Below are 22314 nucleotides of genomic sequence, written 5' to 3' on the forward strand. Positions count from 1 at the left end.
GGGGGGGGTCAGGGTGCCGTCGCTGGGCATCGACCACGCCTCCGGCGTGTCCCCCACCGGCCCGGTCGTGGGGTGGCCCGCCTCGCCGCCGAGGCTGTACACCGCCGAGGCACCGGCCGGATCGCCGTCCGTCCTTCGCCGCCCGCCGCCCGCCCCGCTCTAGGACGGCCCCGGGCGGCGCAGGCTCAGCGGACGGAGGTCGGTCCAGTGCGCCTCGACGTAGGACTCGCAGGCGTCCTCGGTGCCGGTGAAGCCGGCCGGGTGCCAGCCGGCGGGCACGGGGAGATCGGCGGGGAAGAGCCCGTGCTGCAGCTCGTCGTTGACCAGCACGGTCCAGTGCGCGGCGGGGCGGTCGTCCACGGGTGCTCCAGGCGAAGTCGGGGAGTCGGGCGGGTCGGGGGGCCGGGGATCGGAGGCCGGGCGGGTCGTCAGCGGAAGCCGCCGTCGATGCGGAGGACCTCGCCGGTGATGTAGGCGGCCCGGTCGGACACGAGGAAGGCGATCAGCTCGGCCACCTCCTCGGGACGGCCGAGCCGGCGCAGCGAGACCTGTTCGAGGGCGCGTCCGACGGCCTCGTCCGGCAGCCGGGCCACCAGATCGGTGTCGATGTAGCCGGGGGCCACCACGTTCGCCCGGATGCCGAACCGGCCGACCTCCTGGGAGAGGGACTTGGTGAACCCGATGATGCCGGCCTTGGTCGCCGCGTAGTTGCTCTGCCCGGCGTTGCCGCAGATGCCGGCGACCGAGGAGAGGTTGACGACGGCGCCGGACCGGCGCAGCACCATGCCGTCGATCACCGCACGGCAGGCGTGGTAGACGCCGCTGAGGTTGACCTGGAGGACGTCCTGCCAGTCCTGGTCCTCCATCAGCAGCAGCGGTGCGTCCCGCAGGATCGCCGCCGAGGTCACCAGGGCGGTGATCGGGCCCAGCGCGTCCTCGGCGCCGTCGACCAGCGCGCCCACCGCGGCGGCGTCGGACACGTCGGCCCGGCGGACGTAGGTGTTGCGGCCGAGGTCCAGCAGCTCCTTCTCCAGGGCCCGGGCGGACTCCGCGTCCGCCCCGTAGCACAGGGCGACGTCGAAGCCGTCCCGGGCCAGCCGCAGCGCGGTGGCGCGGCCGATCCCACGTGTCCCACCGGTGATCAGAGCCACCGGCCCGGCCGTCCTGGTCATCGTGTTCCCCTCTCCTGTCGGGTGCGGTGCTCGGTCTGCCCGGCCGAGTCCGGGGCGGGGGGTGACGGTGCCGTGCGCTGCCGGACCAGGCGCCTCAGCTCGGCGATCCCGAGCTCCGGCCGCTGCGCCAACAGTTCGAGCAGGAAGGGCCACTGGCGCATCATCACGGCCATCGCCCGCGGCTCGATCCGCTCCGGGGAGTACAGCCACAGGCCGCGCAGGCCGCCGTCGGACTCGTGCATCATCAGGTACAGGTCGGCGTTGTGCGGCCGCATCTCGGTGATCAGCTCGGGGATCACCCCGTCGTCGCCGACGTTCAGGTTCAGCGGCGCCGACTTGAGGCCGTGCAGGTCCAGCGGCTCACCCGCGACGTTGAGCAGGTTGAACAGCAGCCGCAGCGGGTTGCGGTCCTCCCCGGCGTCCCGGCGGAGCCGCCGCAGCGGCACCTCCTGGTGCAGGTGGGCGTCCAGCACGCCCGCGCGGACCGCGGTGATCAGGTCCCGGACGGTCGCGTCCGGCGAGGGCCGGGGGCGCACCACCACCGGGTTGATGAAGAAGCCGATCATCTGCTCGGTCTCCGGGTGCTCCCGCCCGGCCAGCGGGAAGCCCACGGCGAGGTCGCCGTCCGCCACCCCGCCGTCCGCCACCCCGCCGTCCGCGCCGCCGCCGTCCGCGCCGCCGCCGTCCGCGCCGCCGTCGGCGTAGGTCTGCAGCAGCAGGTGGAACGCCGAGAGCAGCACGATGAAGAGGGTGACGCCCTCCCGCTGCGCGGCGTCCCTCAGAGCCCCGGTGACGGCCGGCTCCAGGACGAAGCCGGTGGTGAACCCCTCCGCCGCGCCGGCCTTCTGGTGCTCCGGCGCCTCGAACCTCGGCAGCGGCGGCAGACCGTCCAACAACCGCTCCCAGTAGGCGACGTGCTCGTCCAGCGCGCCGTCGGCCAGCCGCCGCCGCTGCCACGCCGCCCAGTCCGGGTACTGGACCACCGGCTCGGGCAGCGTGGACTCCCGGCCCAGGACCCGCGCGGCGTACAGCTCGCGCAGTTCGCGCCCGAGCAGCGCGTAGGACCACAGGTCGACCACGATGTGGTGCAGCACCAGCACCAGCACCCACTCGTCCGGGGCGGTGGCGACCAGGGTGCCCCGGACCAGCGGCCCCCCGGCCAGGCTGAACGGGCGGCTCACCTCCGCCTCGACCAGCCGCCGCAGCTCCTCCTGCCGGGCCTGCTCCGTCCCGGCCCCCAGGTCCGCGGTGGCCAGCGGCCAGCCCCCTACCGGATCGACCAGCTGCCGCCACTCGCCGGCGCCGTCGTCGACGATCCTGGTCCGCAGCGCCTCGTGGCGCCGCACGATCTCGTCCAGGCCGTGCCGCAGCGCATCCCGGTCGAGCTCTCCGCTCAGGACGGTCGCGGTGATGACGTTGTGGTGCGCCTCGTCCGGGTCCACGGGCTGGTACATGATGTCCAGCTGGGCGAAGGACAGCGGGACGCCCCCGCGCCGGTCGGCCGGCGGGACGGCGCCGCCCCGCCGGTCGCCCCGGCCGAGGTGCCGGTTCCGGCGCCGGTCCGTCGGAGCGGGCCGGGCGACCGGCGGACCGCCCGCCCCGGGCAGGGCGGCGCAGGCGGCGACCGCCCGCAGGGCGGCGAACCAGGTCCCGGCCAGCTCGCGGACGTCCCGCTCGTCCAGCAGGTCGTCCGCCCAGGTCCAGCCGGCCGCCAGCTGCGGGCCCCCGGGGCCGTCGTAGGTGACCGCGTTCAGCTCCAGCGGGTGCGCGAGCAGCGTGACCTCCGCCTCCTCCCCGCCCGGGGCGGTTCCGGCGTCGGACGTGACCGGTGCCCAGGGCGCGCCCTGCCCGGTGCCGGTGAGGCGCCCGAGGTAGTTGAAGGCGACCTCGGGGACGGGGAGCGCGGCCAGCGCGGCGGCGGTGTCCGGATTGAGGTGCCGCAGCAGGCCGAACCCCAGACCGTCGCCGGGCAGGGCGGCCAGCTGCTCCCTGATCCGGACCACGGCAGCGGCCAGCTCCGTCCCGGACTCCTCCACCTGGGCCCAGCCCAGCGGGCCGGAGGCGAGCCGGACCGGCTGGACGCCGGTGAACCAGCCCACGGTGCGGGACAGGTCGACCCCGGGCGCGAGGTCCTCGTGCCGGCCGTGGCCCTCCACGTCGACCAGCACCCCGCCGCCCGGTGCGCCGGGGCCGGGCCCGCCCCGGCGGTGGCGCCACTCCTCCAGGGCGATCCCGAAGGCGGCCAGGAGCACGTCCTGGACTCCGGTGTGGAAGGCCCCGGGGACCCGCCCCAGCAGGGGCGCGGTGTCGTCCGGCGGCAGGGTCAGGACCAGTCGCCCGATCCCGGTCCCGGCCCGGGCGACGGGTCCGCTCCCGGCGGGTCGGTTCCCGGCGGGTCGGTTCCCGGCGGGTCCGACGGCGGCCGGTCCGCTCCCGGGCGGTGCGTTCTCCGGCCGGCGGGCCAGGAGCGGCGGGGCGCCGGCCAGCAGCCTCGTCCACTCCGGGAGCTCGGCGACGCGGTCCGGGGCGACCGCGTCGGCGGCCAGCAGACCGGCCCAGCGGCGCACCGAGGTCCCCACGGGAGCCAGCACCACCGGCCGCCCCGCGAGCACCGCCTCACCGGCGACCCGCAGGTCCGGCAGCAGGATCCGCCAGGACACCCCGTCCACCACCAGGTGGTGGAGCACCAGCAGCAGCCGCCCCGGTTCGCGCGGCCCGGCGTCGAACCAGACCGCCCGGAGCACCACCCCGGCGACGGGGTCCAGCAGCCCGCGGGCCACGGCCGCGTGTCCGGCGACCCGGGCCCGCAGCCCTGCCTCGTCCGGTACGGTCCCGCCCGGCCCGGTGACGTCCACCCGGTGCAGCCGGTCCTCGACCCGCACCGAGCCGTGCGGCCCGGCCAGGAGCGACCAGCTGCCGTCCGGCCGGACGGTCAGCCGGGAGCGGAGCACGTCGTGGTGGTCGACCAGCGCCTGCAGCACCGCGGTCAGCTGCCCCCGGCCGGTGCCCGGGGGGACCGCGACCACCGCCTCCTGGCTGAACCCGTCGATCGGGGTGTCCAGCCCGCGCAGCCACTCGACGATCGGGGTGGGGGCGATCTCGCCGGTCCCGATGTCCTCGGGGCCCTCCGCCGCCTCCGCGTCGGTGGCCACCGTGGCCAGGCCGGCGACGGACTGGTGGGCGAACACGTCCCGCACGGTCACCGTCAGCCCGGCGGTCCGGGCCTGGGAGACGACCTGGATCGCCTGGATGCTGTCGCCGCCCAGGTCGAAGAACCTGTCCCCGGTCCCGACCTCGGGAAGCCCCAGCACCTGCGCGTAGATCCCGCACAGGGTCTCCTCGACCGGCGTGCGGGGCCGCCCGGAACCGGGCGCCGCCGGGAAGTCGGGAGCCGGCAGCCGCTCCCGGTCCACCTTGCCGTTGGCGGTCAGCGGCAGGTCGTCGAGGACCACCACCGCGGCCGGGACCAGGTACGGCGGCAGCCGGCGGGCGAGCGCGGCCCGTACGGCCGCGGGATCCGGCCGCGCCGCCGGGCGCGGGACCACGTAGCCGACCAGCATCCGGGTGCCGGGCCGGTCCTCACGGACCGTCACCACGGCCCGGGCGATCCCCGGCAGGGCGGCCAGGGCGGTCTCGATCTCGCCCGGCTCGATCCGGAAGCCGCGCACCTTCACCTGGTGGTCGGTCCGGCCGAGGAAGTCCAGCTGCCCGTCCGCCCGCCACCGCACCAGGTCCCCGGTGCGGTACATCCGCGCCCCGGGCGGCCCGTACGGGTCCGGGAGGAAGCGGCGTGCGGTCAGGCCGGGCCGGCCCAGGTAGCCCCGGGCCAGCCCGGAGCCGGCGACGTACAGCTCGCCCGGGACACCGACCGGCACCGGCCGCAGCCCCTCGTCCAGGACGCGCACCCGGGTGTTGGCGATCGGCCGGCCCACGGGCGGGACGCCGCCGCCCGACAGCGGCCCGGTCATGGTGGCGCACACGGTGACCTCGGTCGGGCCGTACGCGTTGACCATCCGGCGCCCGGCCGACCAGCGGGCGGCCAGCCCGGCCGGGCAGGCCTCGCCGGCGACCACCAGGGACAGCCCGGCGGGCAGTCCCCCCTCCGGTACGGCCGCCAGCACGCTGGGCGGCAGGGTCACGTCCGTGACGCCGTACGCGGCGCAGGTCCGGGCCAGCGGCTCGCCCGGGAGCAGTTCCTCCTTCGGGAGCACGATCAGCGCGGCGCCGGACAGCAGCGCGTCGCACCGCTCCGCCACCGAGGCGTCGAAGCTCGGCGAGGCGAACTGCAGCAGCCGGCTGCGCCCGTCCAGCCCGAAGCCCTCGGTCTGGGCCGCGACCAGCGCGGGGATCCCGGTGTGGGTGACCACCACGCCCTTGGGCGTCCCCGTCGAGCCGGAGGTGTAGATGACGTACGCGGCGTGCGCCGGGGTCAGGGGTTCCGCGCGGTCGGCGTCCCCGGGCGCGGTGGAGGGGCGGGCGTCGAGCTCCCGGAGCACCTCCGGCCGGTCCAGGAGCAGGAGCGGGACGCCGGTGTCCGGGAGCACGCCGCTCAGCTCCCCGGTGGTGAGCAGCAGGACCGGGCCGGCGTCCCGGAGCAGGAGGGCGATCCGCTCCGGCGGGTAGTCCGGGTCGACGGGCAGATAGGCGGAGCCCGCCTTGACCACGGCCAGCATCGCGACCACCGACCGGGCCGAGCGGGGCAGGGCCACCGCCACCGGCCGGTCCGGACCCGCGCCCCGGTCGATCAGCAGCCGGGCCAGGCGGTTGGCCTCCGCCTCCAGCCGGGCGTACGTCAGCTCCCGCTCGGCGTCGACCACCGCGGTGCTGTCCGGGGTGCGGGCCACCTGGGCCTCGAAGAGCTGCGGCAGGGTGGCCGACGGCAGGTCGCGGTCGGTGTCGTTCCACTCGGTCAGCAGCCGGTGCCGTTCGCCGGGGGTGAGCAGGTCCACGGCGCCGATCGGCACGTCCGGGGCGGCGCAGACCGCCAGCAGCAGACGGCGAAGCCGGTCGGCCAGGACCTCGACGGTGTCCGGGTCGAAGACGTCGGCGTTGTACTCGACCACGCCGTCGATCCCGGCCGGTGCGCCGGCGCCGGGGCCGCGTCGCCCGGTCAGCGCGAACACCAGGTCCATCCGGGCGGTGCCGGTGCTCACCGGCACGACCTCCTCGGCCAGGCCCGGCAGGCCGAGTTCGGCGTCGGGGAGGTTCTGCCAGGCGAGCATGACCTGGAAGAGCGGGTGGTGCGCGGTGGACCGGGCGGGCCGCAGCGCGTCCACCAGGAACTCGAACGGGACCTCCTGGTGGGCGAACCCGTCCAGGCTGCGTTCCCTCACCCGGGCGAGCAGCTCCCGGAAGGTGGGGCGGCCGGACGCGTCCACCCGCAGGACGAGGGTGTTGACGAAGAAGCCGACCAGGTCCTCGGTGGCGGCGTCGGTGCGGCCGGCGACGGTCGCCCCGATCGGGAGGTCGTCCCCGCCGCCCAGGCGGTGCAGCAGGGCGGCCAGGGCGGCGTGCACGACCATGAACTCGCTGGTGTCGTGGCGGCGGGCCAGGGCGGCGACGGCGTCGTGCAGTCCGGCGTCCCAGTGGAACGCGACCGTGCCGCCGCGGTGGCTCGCCTCGGCAGGGTGCGGCCGGTCGACGGGCAGCGCGATCCGCTCCGGCAGGCCGTCGAGCGCCCGCCGCCAGTGGTCGAGCTGCCGGGCCCGGACGCTGTCCGGATCCTCCGGGCCGCCGAGGAGCCGCCGCTGCCACAGCGTGTAGTCGGCGTACTGGACGGGCAGCGGTGTCCAGTGCGGCGGCCGGCCGGCCAGGCGGGCGGTGTAGGCGGTGGCCAGGTCGCGCCCGAGCAGGGCGACCGACCAGCCGTCCGCGGCGATGTGGTGCACCACCAGGACCAGCGTGTGCCGCTCCGGGCCGTGGACCAGCAGTTCGGCGTGGAGCGGCGCCTCGCGGGCCAGCTCGAAGCGGTACCGGGCGGCGGCGGCCACCGCCTCGTCCGCGCCGGGGCCGGGGACCTCGGTCACGGTCAGCCCGGGGCGTCCGGCCGCGGGGTCGAGGACGTGCTGGCGCGGCACGCCGCCCGTGTCGGGGAACGTGGTGCGCAGCGGCTCGTGTCGGTCGGTCAGGTCCGCCAGCGCCGCCCGCAGCGCGTCCACGTCCAGGGCGCCGGTCAGACGTACCGCCATCGGGATGTTGTAGGTGGCGGAGGGGCCCTGGACGCGGTCCAGGATCCAGAGCCGCTGCTGGGCGAAGGAGAGCGGCAGCTCGGCGGGCCGCGGCCCGGGCCGCAGCGCGGGGCGGGGTTCGGGGCGCGGCGCCGGGGCCGCGCCGTCGTGGCCGACGACCTCGGGGTCGGTGCCGTCGGCGCCGTCGGCGCCGGTCCCGTCGGCGTCGGCGGCGAGGCGGTGGGCCAGACCGGCCACCGACGGCGTCTCGAACAGCGCGCGGACCTGGACCTCCACGCCCAGGGCGGCCCGGATCTGCGAGACCAGCCGGGTGGCGAGCAGGGAGTGGCCGCCCAGGTCGAAGAAGCTGTCGTGGACGCCGACCGCGGGCACCCCGAGCACCTTGGCGAAGAGCTCGCACAGCGCCTCCTCCCGCGCGTCGCGCGGCGCGACGAAGGCCGGGCCCAGGTCGCGGCGGTCGCCGTCCGGCGCGGGCAGGGCCCTGCGGTCGGTCTTGCCGTTCGGCGTCAGCGGCAGGGCGTCGAGGAGGACGAAGACGGACGGGACCATGTAGGCGGGCAGCCGCGCGGCCAGGGCGGACCGCAGGACGGGGGTGAGCCGGCGGGCCAGGCGGCGCCGGGCGCCGTTGACGTGGCGCGCCGGGTCCTGGTCGCCGGGCGGCGGCCAGGCCGCGGGCGGCAGCCCGACGGCGGGCTCGCCGTCGGCGCCGACGCGGCGGGCGACGAGGTCCAGCGCGCCGTCCGGGCCGTGTCCGGACCAGTCAAGGTCGATCCGGTACCCGGTCCGGTCGGCGAGGGACCACAGCTCCTCCGGGTCCACGGCCCCCTGGGCCGGGGGGACGGGGGAGGCCGGAGGGTCCGCCGGGTCGCCGGCGGGCGCGGCGCCGAGCCGCCCGAGGGCGTCGGCGAGCGCGCGGACGCGGGCGTTGGGCACCCCGCGGACGGCGAGCAGGGACGGCCGCTCCGACGCGAGCCGGTCCTGCAGCGACGCCACGGTGAGCCGCTCGGCCTCCCAGTCCAGCCACGCGAAGTCCGCCCGCGGGGCCGCCTCTGCCTGCGCCTGGGCCTGGGCCTGCGCCTGGGTCCGGGCCTCCGCCGGCGGGTCCGTCCGTGCGGTGGTGAGGACCACGTCGTAGCGGAAGCGGGTCAGCTCGTTGTCGCAGTCGGCCCGCTTGGGCAGCACGCGGACCTCCTCGACGGCGGGGAACCGCCCCGGCAGGGAGGTGAACAGCCGCGGGTCGATCACGAGTTCCTCGTCCTCGTCCACGTGACGCCGCACCCGCGCGAGCAACCGGTCGGCGGGGAGGCCGGGTTCGGCACGGGACAGCTGGACCGAGAGGTGGAACGACTCCAGCAGCGGCAGGCTGCGCACGTCGCCGAGGAACACCGACCCGCCCGGTGCGAGGCGGGCCAGCGCGGCTTCGACCACCCGCAGCAGGTACCGCTCGTCGGGGAAGTACTGCACCACCGAGTTGAGCACGACCACGTCGAAGAGCCCGTCGGGCAGCCGGTCCAGCCGGTCGGCCGCGCAGTGGTGGAGTTCGACCCGGCCGAAGGGGTGACCGGGGGCGTCGACGGCCGTCCTCAGGCCCGCGAGCGCCACCTCGGAGATGTCGGTGCCCCAGTACCGTTCGCAGTGCGGCGCGACCCGTTGCAGGATCAGCCCGGTGCCGCACCCGATCTCCAGCACCGAGCGGGGGCGCAGGCCGAGCACGCGCTCCGCGGTGCGGTCGGCCCACTCGCGCATCTCCCCGGCCGGGATCGGTTCGCCGGTGTAGCTGCTGTTCCACCCGCGCAGGTCCTCGGCGGGGATCGGCGCCGGCGCGGGGGAGCCGGCGCCCGCGAGGCCGGCGGGGGAGCGCCCGGGGCCGTCGGCGCCGGTGGGCGGCCGGCTGCCGTCCTCCTCGTCGTAGGCGGTGTCCCAGATCCGGCGCCACTCGTCGACCTGGTCCGGCCACTCCTCCGCCGGGCCGGAGCCGTCGTCGACGGCGGGCACCACGTACGCCACCAACCGCTGGTCACCGGGGACGTCCTCGCGGACCGTCACCACCGCGACCCCGACCTCCGGCCGGCGGGCCAACTCGCTCTCGACCTCCCCGAGTTCGATCCGGAACCCGCGCAGCTTCACCTGGTGGTCCAGCCGGCCCAGGAACTCGATGCCGCCGTCACGCCGCCGCCGCACCAGGTCCCCGGTGCGGTACAGCCGCTCCTGCGGCCCGGCCCCGAACGGGTGCGGGACGAACCGTTCGGCGGTCAGCCCGGGCAGACCCAGGTAGTCCCGGGCCAGCCCCGCGCCGCCGATGTACAGCTCACCGGGGACACCGGCCGGCACCGGACGGCCCCGGTCGTCGAGCACGTGCAGTTCGGTGTTGGCGATCGGCTCGCCGATCGAGATCGGGCCCTCGCCCACCTCGGCCACCGCCGACCAGATCGTCGTCTCGGTGGGGCCGTACATGTTCCACAGCGTCACGCCGGTGGCCAGCAGCCGCCGGGCCAGGTCGGCCGGCAGCGCCTCGCCCCCGGCCAGCACCCGCAGACCCGGTGCGCCCGGCCAGCCCGAGTCCAGCAGCATCCGCCAGGTGGACGGCGTCGCCTGCATCACGGTGGCCCCGGAGGCGGTCAGCAACCGGGACAGCCGCTCGCCGTCGGCGACCGCCTCGCGTTCGGCGACCACCACCCGCGCGCCCTCGGCCAGCGGCAGCAGCAGCTCCAGCAGCGAGATGTCGAAGGAGTGCGTGGTGACCGCGAGCAGCGTCTCGTCCGGTCCGATGCCCGGCCGTTCCGCCATCGAGTACAGGAAGTTGCCGAGCGCCCGGTGCGGGATCCGGACCCCCTTCGGCTGCCCGGTCGAGCCGGAGGTGTAGATCACGTAGGCGAGGTCCTGCTCGGCCACCGGCTCGTCGAGGCCGTGCTCGGGCTCGACGAGGAGCCCGTCGTGGAGCTCGTCCAGGCACAGCACCTCGGCGCCGGTCCCGGGCAGCCGCTCCGCGACCGCCCGCCGGGTGAGCAGCACCGGCAGCCCGGAGTCGGCCAGCACGAAGGCGATCCGGTCCGGCGGGAACTCCGGGTCCAGCGGGACGAAGGCACCGCCGGCCTTCAGCACGGCCAGCATCGCCACCACCAGCTCGACCGAGCGCTCCGTGCAGATGCCGACCGGCACGTCCCGGCCGACACCGTGCCGCTTCAGCCGGTGGGCCAGCCGGTTGGAGCGCCGGTCCAGTTCGGCGTAGCTCAGCGCCTCCCGGCCGCAGCGGACGGCCTCGGCGGCCGGGGTGCGGGCGGCCCGGTCTTCGAAGCGACGGTGGGCGAACCCCGGGTCGGGCCACTCCCGGCGGGTGTCGTTCCACCGGTCGCGCAGCCGCCGCTCCTCCTCCGCCGCGAGCATCGGCACCTGCCCCACCGGGAGGTCCGGATCGGCGAGCAGGTGCTCGACCAGCAGCCGGAGGTGGCCGGACAGCTGGTCGACGGTGGCCGCGTCGAACAGGTCGCTGTTGTAGTCGAACCGCCCGCTCAGACCCTCCGGGCGGTCGAACACCTGGAGCTCCAGGTCGAACCGGGCGGCGGTGCTGTCCACCTCCAGCGGTTCCAGGCGCAGCCCCGCGGCGTCGAAGGAGGGCATGGCGATGTTCTGGAAGACGAAGGAGACCTGGAAGACCGGGGAGCGGGACAGGTCCCGCTGCGGGTGCAGCTCCTCCACCAGCCGCTCGAACGGCAGCTCCTGGTGCGCGAAGGCGCCCAGGCACACCGGCCTTACCCGGCGCAGGAGTTCCCGGAACGTCGGGGCGCCCGACAGGTCCGTCCGCAGTGCCAGCGTGTTGGCGAAGTACCCGATCAGCCGCTCGACCTCGGGACGGCCCCGGTTGGCGACCGGCACCCCGACGACGACGTCATCCTCGCGGGTGTAGCGGTGCAGCAGGACCTGGAAGGCCGCGAGGAGCGTCATGAAGGGCGTGACCCCCTCGCTCCGGCTGAACGACCGCACCCGGTCCATCAGGTGCGCGGGGAGGGCGAACGGCCGCGAACCGCCCCGGGTGCTCCGGACGGCCGGCCGGGGGCGGTCGGTGGGCAGCTCCAGGGCCGCGGGCGCCCCGGCGAGGGCCTGCTTCCAGTACTCCAGCTCGGCCGCCGCCCCCTCGCCGTCGAGCCGCCTGCGCTGCCACACCGCGTAGTCGGCGTACTGGACCGGCAGTTCGGGCAGCGCGGCCTCGGTGCCGGTGGCGTACGACCCGTAGAGGGTGACCAGCTCGTCGAGGAAGACCGAGGTGGACCAGAGGTCCCCGGCGATGTGGTGGATGGTGAGCAGCAGGACGTGCTCGTCCGGGGAGAGGCGCAGGAACCGCATCCGCAGCAGCGGGCCGGCCTCCAGGTCGAACGGGCGGGAGAACTCCTCCTGGGCCAGGGCGCGGATCCCCGCCTCCCCGTCCGGCCCGTGCAGGTGCTCGCAGGGCACGACGGTGAGCTCGGGCGCGGAGCCCTCGGTGACCACCTGCACGGGCTCGCCGTCCACCTCGCGGAAGGTGGTGCGCAGTGCCTCGTGGCGCCGGGCGATCTCCCGGACGGCGCGCTGCCAGAGGTCGAGGTCCAGCGGGCCGCGTACCCGGGTCGCGCCGGAGACGTTGTAGGCGGTGTCCCCGGGCGTCAACTGGTCGAGGAACCACATGCGTTGCTGCGGGAACGACGCGGGGAAGCGGTGCTGCCGCCGCCTCGCCGCCGGCGGCCGGGCGGTCTGCTGCGGCGGTGCGGCCTGCTGGGGGGCGGCCCGCTGCCCGGCCTTCCTCCGGCGCAGGTGCTCGGCCAGCAGGGCCCTCTTCTCGGCGGCCGAGAGGGTGGCGGGGTCGGGGGTGGTCATCGCGCGTCCGTCCTCGTGTGTCCGGTGGCCGGCCTGCTCTCGCTCGCTCATGCCCGGTCCTCCCGGGCCCCGAGGTCGTCCGGCTCCTCGGCGAGCAGTGCCCGGAGCTGCGCCTCGACCTCGTCGTCGGACAGGTCGTCCAGCTCGTCCGGGTCGTCGAGCCCGTCGAGCCCGTCGAGCTCGTCGAGTGCGTCCGGTTCGTCGAGTGCGTCGAGGTCGCCGGGCCCGGTGAGGTCCGCCTCGTCGCGGCTCAGGATCTCGATGGCGTCCCCGTCGCGGCCGTTCCCCGCGCCCTCGCCGCCGGTCGTGGCCAGCAGCCCGACGGTGTGCGCGACGGTGGGGGTCTGGAAGAAGTCCCGCAGGTCGAGTTCGGTGCCGAACCGGCTCTGGATCCTGCTGTTGATCTGCACGGCCGCCAGCGAGTGGCCGCCCAGGGCGAAGAAGTCGTCGTCGACGCCGACCTCCTCGACGCCCAGGACCTCCCGCCAGACCGCCGCGACCGCCTCCTCCTGCTCGGTGGCCGGGGCCAGGAACGGGGTGGGGAGGTCGGGCCGCGGATGGGTGCCGCCCAGTGGCGCCAGCAGGTCGATCTCCCGCGCGAGGAGGGCGGGGGTGATCGACCGGGCCAGCCGGCGGAGCGCGCCGAAGTCCTTCGGCGTGACCACCAGATGGGCCGGGAGTACGGGTTCCGCGAGGATCCGGGCGAACGCCGCCCGGCCGTCCTCCTCGGCGAGGCCCTCGCCGAGCGCCCGCAGGGTCCCGGCTCCGGCAGGTGCCTCCCCGGGGCCGGCCGCCGAGGGGCCCGCCGTCGAGGCGTCGGCCGGCCCGGCCGTCGGTCCGGTGCCGGTGTCGGCGCCGGTCCCCGGCTCCGCCCGGGCCTCCGCGACGGTCTGCCGGAGCTGCTCCAGCAGGGCCTCGACGTCGTTGATCCGCTTGACCGTGAAGTCGGTCACCTGGACCAGCAACCGGCCGTCGGGGTCGAGGAGTTCGAGGTCGCAGGTGAGGGTCTCGCCGGACGACCCGTCGGGTTGCCGGATCTCCACGCCGACCAGCACGGTACCGGTCAGCGGGTGCAGGACCCGCAGGCTGCGGTAGGTGAGCGGGAGGTAGTACGGGTCCTGCGCGTGCAGCCGGAAGACCCCGCCCGCCATGTCGAGCAGGGCCGGGTGCAGCGGGTAGCCGTCCAGGTCGGCCAGGAAGGCGTCGTCCAGCCGGAGGGTGGCGAGCATCCGCCGGCCGCCGGTCCGGATGGTCTTCAGCACCTGCCAGCGCGGCCCGAACCAGAACCGGAGCGGTCCGCCGCCCTCCTCGAAGCGCTCCACCCCCAGCCGGCCCCGGATCTCCTCCTCGGTGGACAGGACCTCGGTGACCTCGCAGCGGGCCAGCACCTCGTCCAGGTCGCGCACGGTGTCCGGGCCGCGGTCGTGGAACGTCGCCCAGCCGACGGCGTGCTCCCGCCACCGCGCGCCGTCGCCGGTGCGGCTCCGGACCGTGAAGTGCGGCCGGCCGTCCCGCTCCTCGATCGTGGTGTAGATCGTCCTGGTCCGCCCGTCGGGCACGATCACCGGCGTCATGAACAGCACGTCGTGGAGTTCGATCTCCCGGTCGGCGGCCTGTTCGGCCAGTGCGGCGCGGACCAGTTCGAGGTAGGCCGTGCCCGGGACCAGGCCGTGGCCCATCAGCCGGTGGTCGGCGACGATCCAGTGGTCCGCGGTGTTCAGGTCCGTGGCGTAGGTCCGGGTGGTCCCCTCGGACCCGACCCGGCGGAGCAGCGGGTGTCCGGTGTCCTGCCCGGCCGGGTCGACCGTGCCCGGCCGGGAGAGGAGCCCGGCCGCCATGCCGACGCCCTCCCAGGTGCCCCAGGCGACGGAGGTCACCGGCCTGCCCTGCTGCCGCCTGCTCAGGGCGAAGGCGTCGAGGAAGGCGTTGGCCGCGGCGTAGTCGCTCTGGCCCGGCCCGCCCAGGACGGCGGTGACGGAGGAGCAGAGCAGGAAGAAGTCCAGCGGGTCGTCCTCGCAGAGCCGGTCCAGCAGCAGGGTGCCGCGGGTCTTCGCCGCCAGCACCCGGTCCGCGTCCTCGCGCGTCTTCCGCGCGATCATCCCGCTGGACGGGGCTCCGGCCGCGTGCACGACGCCGTTCAACGCGCCGAACGCGGACCGCAGTTCGGCGATCCTGGCGGCGGTCTGCTCCGGGTCGGTCACGTCGGCCCGCAGCACGGCGACCCGGGCGCCGAGCTCCCGCAGCCGGGACAGCCGCCGGATCCGGACGCCGGTCGGGTCCTGCTCCCCGTGCGTCTCCAGCCACGCGGCCCAGTCCTCCTCGGCGGGGAAGTCCGACCGGCCGAGCAGCCCCAGCACGGGAGCCTCGACGCTGCGCGCGAGCTGCTCGGCGAGGGCCAGGCCCACTCCGCCGAGTCCGCCGGTGATCAGGTAGACGCCGCCGTCGCGCAGCGGGGCCACGGCCGGCCGGCGGGCGGTGTCGTCGGAGCCGTCGAGGCCCTCGGAGACGTTGGTGCCGTTGGTGTCGTCGGGGTCGTCGGAGCCGTCCGTCCCGAGCCGGAACGCATCGAAGTCGCGGACCCACCAGTGCCGTCCGCGCAGGGCCAGTTCGCGTTCCCCGGTGCCACGGACGAGCAGGTCGTGGACGGCGCGGACCGATCCGTCCGGCGGGGCGGCCGGGTCGGTGCCGGTGATGTCCAGCAGGCGGCACTCGACGTCCGGCAGCTCCTGCGGGACGACCGTGCAGGGGCCGGCCAGGGTGGCGTTCTCCGGTTGCAGCGGCTCGTCCCCGGTCACGCTGTGGACGCCGCGGCAGAGGACGTCGATGGTGATCGGCACCGACGGGCGGGCGTCCTCGATGCCCTGGGCCAGCGCGATCAGGCTGTCGAAGCCGACCCGTCGTGCCTCGTCGAGCCGTGCCTCGTCCAGCCGGGTTTCGTCGAGCCGGGCCCCGTCGAGCGCGTCGGCCGGGCCGCCGCCCAGGCTGAACAGGTGCACGATCCGGAGCGCTGCCGCACCCCGCAGGTCCGGTGAGCGGAGGAGCTCGGCGAAGTGGTCACGGTCGGCCGGGTCCAGCGACCAGGACCGTTCGCCGCGGGAGCGGAGCCCGTCCTCGGCGCCGACCCGGACGACGGAGGCGCCCCCGTCCTCCAACTGCCGGGCCAGGGTGCGGCCGAGGCCGAGGTCGTCGCCCAGCACCACCCAGAGCGGCTCCGGGCCGTCCCCGGGCCGCCGGCCGGTGCTCTGCGGTGCGAGGCGCCGCCAGCCGGGGGTGCGGAACCAGTCGCCGAGCGGCACGGCGGCGCCGTCCGCCGTGCCGTCCGCGGGGGTCGTGGTGGCGGTGGTGGCGGTGGTGGCGGCGGGGTCGGGGTCCACCCAGTACCGCTGCCGCTGGAAGGCGTAGCCGGGCAGGCGCAGTACCCGGCGGCCCTCGGACGGCCGGACGGCCGCCCAGTCGACCGGGACGCCGGCGCTCCACAGCGAGCCCAGGGCCTCCAGCAGCCGTACCCGGTCGTCCGTCCGTTCGTGCGGGTGGCGCAGCGAGCCGGTCACGGTCCGGTCGTCGCGCCAGGCGCGGTGCTCGCGCACGAAGTTGCCGAGGGTGTGGCCCGGGCCCACCTCGACCAGGACCCGGGACGGGTCGGCCAGCAGCAGTCCGGCGGCCTCGGCGAAGCGCACGGGCTGCCGCAGGTGACGGCCCCAGTACTCCGGGCTGGTGGCCTGCTCGTCGGTGATCCAGGTGCCGGTCACGTTGGAGCAGAAGGGGATACGAGGGGGGTTCAGCCGGACCTTGCGGACCTCCTCGACCAGCGGTCCGACGGCGCCGTCCATGGTGGCGGAGTGGAAGGCGTGCGAGGTGTGCAGCCGCCGGCAGGGGATGCCCGCGGCCCTGAGGCGGCGCTCCAGCCCGTCCACCGCGCCGGTCGGGCCGGAGACCACGCTCAGGGCGGTGGAGTTGACCGCGGCCAGGGCGAGGGCGGAACCGTCGCCGTCGTCGCCCAGCCAGGGCGTCAGCTCGTCCTCGGAGAGGAACACGGTGAGCATCGATCCGGCGGGCATCGCCTGGACCAGGCGGCCCCGTGCCGCCACCAGGTGGACGGCGTCCTCCACGGAGAAGACGCCCGCGAGGCAGGCCGCGACGTACTCGCCGACGCTGTGGCCGACCATGGCCTGCGGGTGGACGCCCCAGGCGGACCACTGGCGGGCGAGGGCGTACTCGACCAGGAACAGTGCCGGTTGGGCGAACTCGGTCCGGTTCAGCCGGGCTTCGGCCTCGGCCGCTCCTCCGGGCCGGGGGAAGAGCGAGTCGCGCAGGTCCGCGCCCAGCTCCGCGGCGAACAGCTCGGCGCAGCGGTCGAGTTCGGCGGTGAACACCGGCTCGTGCCGGTACAGGTCGCGGGCCATGTCGACGTACTGGGTGCCCTGGCCGGGGAACAGGAAGGCGACGGGAGCCCCGTCGGCCGTCCCGGCCGTCCCGGCGGCGGTGACGGCGCGCAGAGCGGCGACGGCCTCCGCCCGGTCCCGGCCCACCACGGCCCGGCGCCGACCGAACGCGCGCCGCCGGCGGGCCAGCGTGTGGGCGACGTCGTCCAGGAGTGTGCCGGGGTGCTCCTCCAGGTGGTCGGCGAGCCGGTGCGCGGCCTGCTCGACCGCCTCCGGGGTCCTCCCCGACAGCGGCAGCAGGACCGGACCGGCGGGGGCGCCTGACTCGCGGGAGGGCGTGCGGCGGTCCTCCGGGCCGGCCTCCGCGTCGGCGTCCGGGCTGGGCCGCTCGGCGGGGGCCTCCTCCAGGACCAGGTGCACGTTGGTGCCGCCGATGCCGAACGAGCTGACCCCCGCCCGGCGCGGCCGGGATCCGCGGGGCCACGGCCGCAGCCGGTCGTTGACGAAGAACGGGCCGGACTCCAGGTCGAGTTCGGGGTTGGGCTTGGTGAAGTGCAGCGACGGCGGAATGGCCTCCTGGCGGAGCGCCAGCACGGTCTTGATGAGCGCGGCGACCCCGGCGGCGGCGTCCAGGTGACCGATGTTGCCCTTCACCGACCCGACCGCGCAGTAGCCGGTGGCCGCGGTGTCCTCCCGGAAGGCGCGGGTCAGCGCGGCGATCTCGATCGGGTCGCCGAGCGGGGTGCCCGTGCCGTGGGCCTCCACGTAGTCGACGGTGTCGGCGCCCACCCCGGCCATCGCGAGCGCCTCGGTGATCACCGAGGCCTGTCCGTCGACCCCGGGCGCGGTGTAACCCGCCTTCAGTGAACCGTCGTTGTTGACCGCGGAGCCCAGGATGACGGCGTCCACGGTGTCGCCGTCGCGGCGGGCGTCGGCCAGCCGGCGCAGGACCACGACGCCGGTGCCGTTGCCGGGTACGGTGCCGCCCGCCGCGGCGTCGAAGGGGCGGCAGTGCCCGTCCGCCGAGAGGATGCCGCCGGGCTCGTACAGGTGGCCCTGGCGCAGCGGCGAGCCGACCGAGACGCCCCCGGCGAGTGCGAGGTCGCACTCGCCGCCCAGCAGGCTCTGGCAGGCCAGGTGGACCGCCGTGAGGGAGGTGGAGCAGGCGGTCTGCACGGTCAGTGCCGGGCCCGTCAGGCCGAGCTTGTACGCGACCCGGGTGGTGAGGAAGTCCTTGTCCCCGGCCAGCAGCGTCTGGTAGGGCCCCGCGGCCTCGAAGACCCGGCGGTTGGCCGTCACGTTGTACAGCAGGTAGCTGTTCATGCCGGCCCCGGCGAAGACCCCGATCCGCCCCTCGAAGTCCTCCGGGACGCAGCCGGCGGACTCCAGCGCCTCCCACGCGCACTCCAGGAACACCCGGTGCTGCGGGTCCATGATCTCGGCCTCGCGCGGGCTGTAGCCGAAGAAGGCGGCGTCGAAGCGGTCGGCGCCGTCCAGCGCGCCCTTGGCCCTGACGTAGCCGTCCTGGCTCAGCAGGGCGGGGCTCACCCCCTCGGCCAGGAGCTCCTCCTCCGAGAAGACGGTCACGGACTCCCGGCCCTGTTCCAGGTTCCTCCAGAACGTGTCGACGTCGGGGGCCCCGGGGAAGCGGCCGGCCATACCGACGATGGCTATCTGGTCGAGCTCTTCGGACATCTCCGACATCGGGTCACCTATCGCTCTCGGGAACGGGCGCGGCGTCCGGCCGCCTGTCGCCGCCGGGCGTCGGCCCGCCGGCGGTTCTCCGCGCGCTGGCGCGCATCGGGCCCGGGGGTCGCGGCCGGACCCTCCGGTCGGCTCAGGTACGCGGCCAGCGACGCGACCGTGGGGTGCTGGAACAGCTCGACCATCGAGACCCGGTGTCCGGCGTCCGAGGCGAGCAGCGACCGCAGCTCGGCCATCAGCAGCGAGTGCCCGCCGAGGTCGAAGAAGTTGTCGTGGGCGCCGACCCGCTCGACCCCCAGGACCGCGCACCACAGTCCGGCCAGGGTGTGCTCCAGGCCGGCCGCGGGCGCCGTGAAGCGGGCCCCCGGCTCCGGCCTGCCGCCGCTCGGCTCGGGCAGGGCTGCGCGGTCCACCTTGCCGTTGGGCGTGAGCGGGAGGGCGTCCAGCACCTCGAAGACGGCGGGCACCATGTACGCGGGCAGGTGGCGCCGCAGGTGGCCGGCCAGCTCCGCGGGGCCGGGCGCCCCGGGGCCCCGCGCGGTGAGGTGGGCCACGAGCCGGAGGCCACCGCCCCGGTGCGGGCGGGCGGTCACCACCGCCTCGCGCACGGCGGGGTGCGCGGTCAGCACGGCCTCGATCTCGCCCGGCTCGATCCGGAAGCCGCGCAGCTTGACCTGGTGGTCCAGCCGGCCCAGGAACTCCAGCGCGCCGTCCTCGCGGAAGCGGGCGAGGTCCCCGGTCCGGTACAGCCGGGCTCCCGGGTCCGCGTCGAACGGGTCCCGGACGAACCGTTCGGCGGTCAGTCCGGGCCGGTTCAGGTAGCCGCGGGCCAGACCCCGCCCGCCGAGGTGGAGCTCCCCGGGCACCCCGACCGGCACCGGCCGCAGCGACCCGTCCAGCACGTACACCCGGGTGTTGGCGATCGGCCTGCCGATCGGCACCGGCCGGCGGCCGTCCTCGGGCGTGCAGGTCCAGTGGGTCACGTCGACGGCCGCCTCGGTCGGGCCGTACAGGTTGTACAGCCGGGCCCGGGAGCGGGCCAGGAAGCGGTCCTGGAGGTCGCGCGGCAGCGCCTCGCCGCTGCAGACCACCCGGCGCAGGGTGGTGCACTCCTCCACCGGCTCCTGGAGGAAGACCTGGAGCATCGACGGCACGAAGTGCACCGTCGTCACCCGCTCCGCCCGGATCGTGCGGGCCAGGTAGCCGCCGTCGCGGTGGCCCTCCGGGCGGGCGACCACGAGCGTGGCGCCCGTCGTCAGGGGCCAGAAGAACTCCCACACCGACACGTCGAAGGAGAACGGGGTCTTCTGCAGCACCCGGTCGGTGGCGTCCAGCCCGTAGGCGTCCTGCATCCACAGCAGCCGGTTGCGGATCCCGGCGTGCACGTTCATGACGCCCTTGGGGGTGCCGGTGGAGCCGGAGGTGTAGATCACGTAGGCCAGGTCCTCGCCGTCCACCGCGACCTGCGGGTCGTCGTCCGGCTCGCCGCCCGGTGCGGCCTCGAACTCCTCCACGCACAGCACTTCGGCCTCGGCGGCGGGCAGTCGCCCGAGCTCCTCGCGCCGGGTGAGCAGCACCGGGACCCGGGCGTCCCGGACCATGTGCTCCAGCCGGGCGGGCGGGAGGCCGGGGTCCAGCGGCAGGTAGGCGCCGCCCGCCTTGAGCACCGCCAGCAGCGCCACCACCAGCTCCGGCGACCGTTCCAGTCCGACGCCCACCACGACGTCCCGGCCGACCCCGAGCCGCAGCAGCCGGTGGGCGAGGCGGTTGGCCCGCCGGTTCAGTTCCCCGTAGGTCAGCCCGCGGCCCTCGAAGCGCACCGCCTCCGCCCCGGGGTGCCGTCGCGCCTGCTCCTCGAAGTCCTCGTGGATCCAGCCCCTCCCGGCGGGCCACTCCCGCGCGGTGGCGTTGAACTCCTCCAGGACCCTGCGGCGTTCGTCCCCCTCCAGCAGCTCCAGCCGGTCGACCGGGCGGTCCGGGTCCGCCACCACCTGTTCCGCCAGACGGCGGAAGTGGGCGGCGATCCGGGCCACGGTGGCCTCGTCGAAGAGGTCCCGGTCGTACTCGAACCAGCCGCTGAGCCCGCCGTCGCGGTCGAACGCCTGGAGTTCGAGGTCGAAGCGCGCGCCCTCGCTGCGGACCGGTAGGCGGTCCAGCTCCGCGCCGTTCAGGGTGAGCTGCGGCACCGCCTCCCGGCCGTAGGCGAAGCTCACCTGGTAGACCGGCGGCCGGCCGAGGTCGCGCGCGGTGTTCAGCTCCCCGACCACCAGCTCGAACGGCACCTCCTGGTGCTCGTAGGCGCCGAGGCAGGCCGTCCGGACCCGGTCGAGCACCTCGCCGAAGGACGGTTCCCCGCCCAGGTCGGTCCTGATCGCCAGGGTGTTGACGAAGTAGCCGATCAGCGGCTCCAGTTCGGGCCGGTCCCGGACGGCCATGGGCACGCCCACCACCACGTCCTGCTGCCGGCCGTACCGGGACAGCAGGACGGTGAAGACGGCCAGCAGCGCCATGTAGGTGGTCGCGCCGCTGCGGTGGGCGAGCCCGCCCAGCTCCCGCATCAGCGGTTCGGGGAGCTCGAAGGGCAGCGTGCCGCCGTTGAAGCCCTGGACCGCGGGGCGGGGCCGGTCCGTCGGCAGCTCCAGGACCGCCGGGGCCCCCGCCAGGCGCTCCCGCCAGTAGGCCAGCTGCTCCGCCCACCGTCCCTGGTCCCGCTGTTCCCGCTGCCAGACGGCGAAGTCCCCGTACTGGACCGGGAGGTCCGGCAGGGGCGAGGGCCGGCCCGCGGCGAACGCCTCGTACAGGGCGGCGAGTTCGGACAGCAGCACCCACACCGACCAGCGGTCCGAGACCAGGTGGTGCAGGGCCAGTACCAGCACCGACTCGTCGTCGGCGGTCCGCAGCAGCGTCATCCGCACCAGCGGCCCGGTCTCCAGGTCGAACGGCTCGCCGATCGCCGCGGCGGCGATCCGCTCGTCCAGCGCCGTCCCGGTGAGCCGGTCCTGCCGCAGGTCGATCTCGGGCAGCTCCACCGTGAGCCGGGGCCGGACCAGTTGGGCCGGCCGGCCGTCGAGCAGCCGGAAGGCCGTGCGCAGCGCCTCGTGGCGCCGGACCACCTCGTTCAGCGCGTCCCGCAGGACCTCGGCGTCCACCGCCCCGCGGACGCGGACCGCGCCCGGCACGACGTACGCCGGGTTGCCCGGCCGGACCTGTTCCAGGAACCACATGCCCTGCTGGAACACCGAGAGCGGGAAGGCGTCCTCGGTCGTTCCGTCCTCCGCGAGCCGGCGGTCCGCGAGCAGTTCCGCGAGCCGCGCCCGCTGCGCCGGGGAGAGTTCGGCCAGCCGCCGTTCGAGGTCAGTCATCGGCCCGCTCCGCCCGCTCCGGGGCGCCCGCCCCGTCCCCGGACGCCCGGGCTCCGGGCGCCCCGTCCCCGGACACCTCGTCCCCGGACACCTGGTCCAGGAGGGCCAGCAGCTCCGCCGTCCGGTCCCCGGCCCGCGCCACCCGCCGGATCGTCGGCACCTCGCCGCCGCCCGCCGTCCCCTGCCCCGCCGGGCGGCCCGCCAGCTCGCCGGCCACCTGCTCGGCCAGGCCGCGGACGGTCGCGCCCTTGAGGAAGTCGGCCACGGTCACCTTGATCCCGAGTCGGCTCTGGACCTCGTTCCTGAGCTCCACCGCCATCAGCGAGTCCAGCCCGAGACCGGACAGCGGCGCGTCGGGATCGACGGTGGCCGCCCTCGAACCCAGGGCCGTCCGCACGCTCGACGACAGCCGCTCGACCAGCGTGCCGACGCGTTCCCCGGCGGGCACCCGCAGCAGTTCCTCGGCCGTGGGGAGCCCGCTCGCCGCGGACCGGCCCGGCGCGCCGGGGACCCGGCGCGGCGCGGGCTGCCGGGCCGGCCGTTCCTCGACGTGCCGTTCGTCGTCGCGCCGTTCCTCGCCGGTCCGTGTCTCGGCGCCCCGGCCGGGGCCCGGCCGCCGACCGCCGGGGCGGTCCCCACCGCGGTCGCGGGCTCCGCC

Annotated in this window: 6 protein-coding genes; all 6 read right to left on the reverse strand. The window is 76.0% G+C overall.

Features of this window, described 5'->3' with window-relative positions:
- Positions 1-159: 159 nt before the first annotated feature.
- On the reverse strand, positions 160-360 hold the full coding sequence (locus ABZY91_RS36090; RefSeq protein ID WP_329881452.1) for an MbtH family NRPS accessory protein: 201 nt from the start codon (positions 358-360) through the stop codon (positions 160-162).
- 68 nt (positions 361-428) lie between these two features.
- Entirely contained in the window at positions 429-1172 is a 744-nt protein-coding gene (fabG, locus tag ABZY91_RS36095; RefSeq protein ID WP_329948500.1) for a 3-oxoacyl-ACP reductase FabG, read from the reverse strand.
- Positions 1169-12259 carry an amino acid adenylation domain-containing protein gene (locus ABZY91_RS36100; protein ID WP_355407727.1) on the reverse strand — a complete coding sequence of 3697 codons (11091 nt, stop codon included), beginning with the start codon at positions 12257-12259 and terminating at the stop codon, positions 1169-1171. Before ABZY91_RS36100 ends, fabG begins: the two co-directional genes overlap by 4 nt.
- Positions 12256-18294: an SDR family NAD(P)-dependent oxidoreductase gene (locus ABZY91_RS36105; RefSeq protein WP_355407729.1), complete on the reverse strand. Its 6039-nt coding sequence runs from the start codon at positions 18292-18294 to the stop codon at positions 12256-12258. Before ABZY91_RS36105 ends, ABZY91_RS36100 begins: the two co-directional genes overlap by 4 nt.
- A gap of 8 nt (positions 18295-18302) precedes the next feature.
- Positions 18303-21656 (reverse strand): amino acid adenylation domain-containing protein, encoded by a 3354-nt coding sequence (locus tag ABZY91_RS36110; RefSeq protein ID WP_355407731.1) that lies wholly within the window; start codon positions 21654-21656, stop codon positions 18303-18305.
- On the reverse strand, positions 21649-22314 hold a 666-nt coding region (locus tag ABZY91_RS36115), incomplete at its 5' end, for an acyl carrier protein (protein ID WP_355407733.1). The genes ABZY91_RS36115 and ABZY91_RS36110, both read right to left, overlap by 8 nt.

This window comes from Kitasatospora sp. NPDC002965, assembly GCF_040611255.1.
Taxonomy (GTDB): Bacteria; Actinomycetota; Actinomycetes; order Streptomycetales; family Streptomycetaceae; genus Kitasatospora.